This window comes from Synergistaceae bacterium (assembly GCA_012521675.1).
Taxonomy (GTDB): domain Bacteria; phylum Synergistota; class Synergistia; order Synergistales; family Aminobacteriaceae; genus JAAYLU01.
The window spans coordinates 25,237-31,589 of the sequence record JAAYLU010000060.1 but is presented as its reverse complement, the minus strand read 5'-3'; the positions used below and the strand labels follow the sequence as shown (position 1 = coordinate 31,589).

Below are 6,353 nucleotides of genomic sequence, written 5' to 3'. Positions count from 1 at the left end.
GTCATACCCGGCTCCATGCCGAACCCGGCAGTCAAGCCCTCCATCGCCGATGGTACTGCGGAGGCTATCCGTGGGAGAGAAGGTCGACGCCGGAAATCCCTTGAAAGAGAGAAGCGGCCGCCCAACCGGGCGGCCGCTTGTTCTGTATGTCATCCCGAACGATCGCCCTTTTTGTCGTCCCGAGCGAACGCGAGGGACCTCGCCTTTGACTTGTCTCCAACCCCGAGATCCCTCCTCCCTACCGGTCGTCGGGATGACAGAGTCGCATCGCTCCTTCCGGACGACATAATCGGCCTAGTCCTCGTTCCTCCTCAGGCAGGAGCAGATTTCGTTGTCCTGGCCGCTCCCCTTTGCGATGTGCACCGACTCTATCTTAATCCTCCCCTGTCTTTGCATCGCCAGGAGGATGGACAGGAGGGACGTCTCTCCTATCCCGATGTCCTTCGCCACCATCTCGATGTTCATCTCGGGCGCGCGTTCGGCGAACCTGAGTACCTCGTTGCCGACCAGGGAGATCCACTTCTCGAAGAGCAGCTGTATTTCCGGCACGGACGCCGAGGACATCTGCGCGGTGCGGTTGATCGCCTCGACGAGACGGGCCGTCACCAGCCCCTCTGAGTCCACGAGCTTCCTGATTTCATCGAACAGAATCTTCTCTTTCAATTCTTCGGTCATGGGAACACTCCTTTGTCTTTTTGGGCACGCGCCTTTCGACTCAACCAGCAAGGTCGTGCTAAAATTATTGGTGTCGCCGATATGCGTCCCCATTCTAATACACTTTGGCGATCAGGTATATATTCGGCGTTCAATCCGACCGTAACGGTACGGTTGGCGCCTGTTGCTGTTATAATTTCGCAGGCGGCCCCTGTCAAGGCGGGGGATTCGGCATCGGGAGGGATCGACTATGAGCACTGCGCTCGAGAGCACTGAATTGAAAGAGCTTAAACAGACGGAGACCGGCGGCGAGGGAAGAGAGAGCATAACATTGGTGTTCACTCTGTACGACGAGGATTACGGGCTGGACGTGAACCTGGTGCGCGAGATCGTTAGGGTACCGCCGTTTATCACCAGGGTCCCCAACTCCCCGGACTACGTCCTTGGGGTCATCAACCTGAGGGGCTCCATAGTCCCCGTCTTTGACATGGAGCTCAAGATCGGAATGAAGCAGAAGGAGCTCACGGACGAGGCGAGGATAGTGGTCCTCTCGTGGAACGAGAGCCTGTTCGGGATAATAGTGGACTCGGTGCGAGAGGTCTGCACGATCTTCGAGAGCAACATAGACTCGGCCGACAAGCTCAGCACCGGCATGGACAAGAAGTACATACTGGGAGTCGCGAGGCAGGAGGACGGGCGCTTGATAGTCCTGCTCGATCTTGCCGCCCTGTTCGACTACGATCAGTTTATGGGAGAGGAGTAGGGGATGCCCCGGGCAGCACGCGAATGATCTGCGTTGATCTGCATCTGCACAGCACCTTCTCCGACGGCTCCATGACGCCGAGGGAGCTGGTGGAGCACGGCAAGAGCAGGCGAGTCTCCGTGATGAGCCTGACGGATCACGACACGGTAGAGGGGCTGCCCTCGTTCATGGCGGCCTGCAAGGGACATAAAATTGCGGGAGTCCCCGGCATAGAGCTCTCCGCGGAGTACGAGGGTACCCTTCATATACTAGGATACAGGCTCGATATGAGACGCCTGTTCGGGCCTTCACCCAAGGCGGAGCTGCTCTCCGCTCTCGAGGATGTAAGGCGTGGCAGAGAGGCGCGCAACGAGAAGATGTGCGATAATCTGCAGGATATGGGCCTGGAGGTCTCTTTGGAGGAGGTCGCGATGGAGGCGGGAGGCGATGTGGTCGGACGCCCCCACATGGCCAGGGTCCTCGTGAGGAAGGGGTATTCGCGGGATATGCTGGAGGCCTTCGAGAGATACCTCGGCGCCGGTGCCCCGGCCTACGAGGAGCGATACCGGCTCCCCCCGGAGAGATGCATCGAGCTTATCGGAGAAGCCGGCGGCCTCGCCGTGCTTGCACATCCCGCACTGACCACGGAGGACGAGGGTGTTCTCAGGGCGATCCTGGGCAGGCTGAGGGAGGCCGGGCTGTGGGGAATGGAGTGCGTATCTCCGAGCTCGTCGCCGGAGCGAGTCTTTCAGCACATGTCGATTGCCTCGGAGTTCTCGCTTTTCCCGACGGCGGGAAGCGACTTCCACGGAGAGAACAGGCCCTCGGTCTCGATGGGGGTGACTGTGGAGGAGGGACTTTTGCCGTGGACCCGGCTGGGAGTCTCGCTGTAGGCGGCCCGCGGCCGTGATATTTAAAAAGAAACAGGTGATGGTGGTATGTTTCCGGTTGATCTGAAGAGCGACACTGTGACCAAGCCCTCGCAGGAGATGAGGAGGGCGATGGCGAGCGCCGAGGTCGGAGACGACGTATATGGCGAGGACCCCACGGTGAACCGCCTGCAGGAGATGGCGGCGGAGATCATGGGGAAGGAGGCCGCGCTATTTCTGCCCTCGGGCACGATGGGCAACCTGGCCGCCGTGCTGTCGCACTGCGGCAGGGGCGAGGCCGCGATCCTGGGGGCGAGCTGCCACATGCAGAACTACGAGGCGGGCGGTATGGCGGCCCTGGGATCGGTCGTGCCGCTGCTGGCCGACGACAGCTCCGGGTGTATCCCGCCGGAGGAGGTCAGGGCTCACTGCAGGCCGTCCGATATACACTTCGCGCCGGCCCGGCTGCTCTGCCTTGAGAACACCCACAACCGCATGGGGGGACGGGCGATACCGGTGGAGAGCATCCGGGCCTCCGCAGACGAGGCCAGGAGGCACGGCCTGTCCGTCCACATAGACGGAGCAAGAATCTTCAACGCGGCCGCGGCCTGGGGCTGCGAGGCGAGGGAGTTCGCCTCGTGCGCGGACTCGATCCAGTTCTGCCTCTCCAAGGGCCTCGGAGCGCCGGTGGGGAGCATGCTGTGCGGAAAGAGCGACTTCATAGACGAGGCGCGACGCTGGAGGAAGTGCTTGGGCGGTGCGCTTCGCCAGTCGGGAGTACTGGCCGCCGCAGGTCTTTACGCCCTGGAGCATAATATCGACAGGCTGAAGGAGGATCACGAGAACGCGGCGCTGCTCGCCCGGCTGCTCTCCGAGGGGGACGTGCTGAAGGTCGAGCACAATGAGAAGCCGACGAACATGGTCTACTGCAACATGGAGGACGACACGGGCGCCGACCTGAACGTCCGGTGCGCGGCCAAGGGGGTCCTGTTCAACAGCGTCTCCGCCGGCCGCTTCAGACTGGTCACTCACCTGGATGTCTCCAGGGAGCAGGTGGTCAGGGCCGCCTCGATAATCCTGGAAGAGGCTGCGGCCTCGTGAGGAGGACTCCCGACCGAGAAACTGCGGAAGAGGCGGCGGCCTTTGTCCTGGAGACGGCTGCCAAAAAGGGTGCCGCGGCCGCGGACGTCCTGTACATCGCCGGCGCGGGGCACTCGCTGTCGCTGCTCGACGGCGAGCCGGAGAGGATCTCCACTGGCTTCTCCGTAGGCATTGGCATTCGCACACTGGACTCATCGGGCCGCCAGGGCGTGTCCCGCGTCAACTCCCTCTCCAGGGGCCGTTTGGAGGAGGCGGTGGACTGGAGCATATCCAACTGCGGCGCCTGCGAGGAGGATCCTTTCGTCGGGCTCGGCCCGGCCCTGTCGCAGACGGCGGATGACCTCGACCTGTACGACAGCGAGATAGCCGAGCTAGATACCTCGGACAGGATGAACTTCTGCAAAAGGATGTGGGAGTGCGCCAGGGATGAGGATCCTCGCGTGGTCTCAGTAAGAAGCGCGTCCTGGGGCGACGGGGTGCAGGAGATGCTCTACGCCTCCTCCGAGGGCTCGATGGCGTGGTCCAAGGGGACGACCGCCGGCTGCGGGGTATCGGTCGTGCTCTCGTCGGGCGAGGATATGGAGATGGGGGGGTACGGAGAGGCCGACCGCCTGCTCTCCTCCCTGTCGCCGGAGAGGACGGCGCGCGAGGCGGTCGAAAGAAGCGCCATGGTTCTGGGAGGGAAACCTTTGCCCACGGGGAAGTACGACCTGATCCTGGACCCGGAGTCCTCGGCCTCCTTCATAGAGGTAGTGGGGGAGCTGTTCCTGGCTTCCAACATACACAAGAACAGGTCCCTTCTGATGGACAGGCTGGGCGAGAGGGTCTCGTCGGCCTCTCTCACCCTGGTCGATGACGGGACTCTTAAAAGAGGGCTGGGAAGTGCTCCGTTCGACGACGAGGGAGTGCCCGCCTCCAAGACTCGAATCCTCGCCGGCGGAGTGGCAGAGTCATGGCTGTATAACCTGAAGTACGCCCGCATGGACGGGGTTCGCTCCACGGGGAACGCCAGCCGTCCTCTCTCCGGGGTACCCGACGTGGGCATCTCCAACCTGTGCGTGGAGCCGGGGAAGTGGACCCGGCAGGACCTGCTCCTGCAGGTGCGCAGGGGGATATGCGTCAAGGAGCTGCTGGGGCTTCACACGATCAACCCGGTCAGCGGGGACTTTTCGCTCGGGATCAAGGGTGCGCGCGTCCAGAACGGGGAGGTGCGCGAACCGGTGGGGGGGATGACCATAGCCGGCAATATCCTGGACTTCCTGGACTCGCTGGATCTTCTTGGGAACGACTTCAAGTTCAGCGGCAACATAGGTTCTTGTTCGATGGTGATAAGAGATGTCACGACAGCGGGGACTTAATCCGGCAGCGGTAATTTTCGCGATCTTGCTTGTAATCGGCTGCTTCGCGGCGTCGGTGGAGGCCGCCTATCCCCTCATGGCCGGCGAGGAGCGTCTTGGGACCGTCTCCACGGTAAAGCAGGGAGCGGATATTCTGGTGTCGTTGCAGGACATGGCCTCGCTGCTCGGCCTGGGCACGGCGGTGAAGGGGGACACCCTCGCAGTGACCTCGAACAGGAGCAAGGCGCAGTTCGTCTCCGGCGCCTCCGCGGCCTGGCTGGATGTCGAACTGGTGCCGCTGGCGGCCCCCTGCGTGGAGTGGAAGGGGAGGTGGCTCCTCGACGGCAGATCCGCCCTGAAGATGTTCACCCTTCTTCTGAACCGGTCAGGCAGGCAAGTCCAGTTGAGCTTCGGGCCGGAGGAGCCGGACGGCACTGCGCCCCCTCCGGTCGCAGAGGTAGCTCCCTCGCCTGTCGCGGACAAGCCGTCGCCTCCTGCGAAGGTCGAGGTGACGACGCCCGCGCCGGTCGTGGACGTCGCTCCGCCCGCCACGCCGGTACCCGTGACTGCCGCCGCGAAGGATCGCCCGGTTTTGAAGGGGATCCGCTGGGGCGAGGAGGGCGGGAAGCTCCGCGCCGTCATGGATTGCGAGGGCGAGGAGGCGCCGGAGGTGCAGCGGGGTTCCGACGGGGTCAGGATCTACTTCTCCTCGGGACAGTGGCCGGTTCCAGGGACGCCCTCTCCGTACGGCGATGTGAAGGTCAACGCGATGCACTTCGGCGACAGGATCCTGGTGGAGTTCATTTCCTCCATTCCCGTGCACGAGGTCATGACGCTGGAATCCCCCAAGCGGCTGGTCATCGACTTCATGAGGCCCGGGGGAGTGTCCGCGCCAAGGCCGGTTAAGCCCTCCCCCGGCAAACCTGTCCTTCCGTCCGTTCCCCCGGGGAGAGGCCCGTCGGGCGGCAGGCCGATAGTCGTGATCGACCCCGGTCACGGTGGAAAGGACCCTGGCGCCGTCGGAAACGGCATACGAGAGAAGGACCTCAACCTGGCCGTCAGCAAGAGGCTGGCCGCCCGGCTGAAGGAGCTGGGAATAGACGCCCGCCTGACGAGGGACACGGACGTCTACCTGACGCTAAGGCGCAGAACGGAGATCGCCAACGAGATGAACGCCGAACTGTTCGTCAGCGTGCACGGAAACGCCCTCCCTCCCGGCAGGAGCGCGACGGGAATGGAGATCTACATCATGGCCCTGCCAACCGACAAGGATGCGATGGAGCTGGCGCGACTCGAGAACAGGGAGATCGGGAACAACGGGGGCGACGCGGCGAAGGCGGCCGACCAGCGCACCCAGATGCTTCTGAACATACTGGGAAACATGCAGCAGAACGCGAAGATAAGCGAGAGCACCGGCTTCGCCGAGTACCTCTTCAAGTCCGGCAATGCCGGGGGCATCAAGATGCGCCGAGTTGCCCAGGCCCCGTTTTTTGTTCTCAGGGGCGCCGCGATGCCCTCCGTGCTGATCGAGCTGGGCTTCATCACGGACAAGAACGAGGCCAAGCTGCTGGCGGACGGCGTCTACCAGGCGAAGATGGCCAACTCTCTCGCCAAGGGAATACAGGACTACCTGAAGAACCACTGATAAAA

Annotated in this window: 6 protein-coding genes; 5 read left to right on the top strand and 1 reads right to left on the bottom strand. The window is 62.9% G+C overall.

All coding sequences use genetic code 11. The features are described from left to right. Nucleotides 1-294 precede the first annotated feature (294 nt). Complete coding sequence (locus GX181_06105) at nucleotides 295-675, bottom strand: hypothetical protein (GenBank protein ID NLM71512.1); 381 nt, start codon at nucleotides 673-675, stop codon at nucleotides 295-297. A gap of 229 nt (nucleotides 676-904) precedes the next feature. Here GX181_06105 and GX181_06100 point away from each other — a divergent pair, with 229 nt between their 5' ends. From GX181_06100 to GX181_06080, 5 genes are read left to right on the top strand one after another with little or no spacing between them, the layout of a single operon-like run. Beyond that, nucleotides 905-1,417 (top strand): purine-binding chemotaxis protein CheW, encoded by a 513-nt coding sequence (locus GX181_06100; protein NLM71511.1) that lies wholly within the window; start codon nucleotides 905-907, stop codon nucleotides 1,415-1,417. 23 nt (nucleotides 1,418-1,440) lie between these two features. Further along, a complete protein-coding gene (locus GX181_06095) occupies nucleotides 1,441-2,289 on the top strand; it encodes a PHP domain-containing protein (GenBank protein ID NLM71510.1) in 849 nt (282 codons plus the stop codon). Nucleotides 2,290-2,334: 45 nt separating this feature from the next. After that, nucleotides 2,335-3,366, top strand: coding sequence for a low-specificity L-threonine aldolase (gene ltaE / locus GX181_06090; protein NLM71509.1), 1,032 nt, complete (start codon nucleotides 2,335-2,337; stop codon nucleotides 3,364-3,366). After that, complete coding sequence (locus GX181_06085) at nucleotides 3,363-4,724, top strand: TldD/PmbA family protein (GenBank protein ID NLM71508.1); 1,362 nt, start codon at nucleotides 3,363-3,365, stop codon at nucleotides 4,722-4,724. Before ltaE ends, GX181_06085 begins: the two co-directional genes overlap by 4 nt. 25 nt (nucleotides 4,725-4,749) lie before the next feature. Continuing rightward, entirely contained in the window at nucleotides 4,750-6,348 is a 1,599-nt protein-coding gene (locus GX181_06080; protein ID NLM71507.1) for an N-acetylmuramoyl-L-alanine amidase, read from the top strand. Nucleotides 6,349-6,353: the final 5 nt, after the last annotated feature.

Bases quoted from the DNA above. Each gene is read 5' to 3' on its own strand.
- GX181_06105 (NLM71512.1), bottom strand. From the start codon at position 675: ATGACCGAAGAATTGAAAGAGAAGATTCTGTTCGATGAAATCAGGAAG.
- GX181_06100 (NLM71511.1), top strand. From the start codon at position 905: ATGAGCACTGCGCTCGAGAGCACTGAATTGAAAGAGCTTAAACAGACG.
- GX181_06095 (NLM71510.1), top strand. From the start codon at position 1,441: ATGATCTGCGTTGATCTGCATCTGCACAGCACCTTCTCCGACGGCTCC.
- ltaE (NLM71509.1), top strand. From the start codon at position 2,335: ATGTTTCCGGTTGATCTGAAGAGCGACACTGTGACCAAGCCCTCGCAG.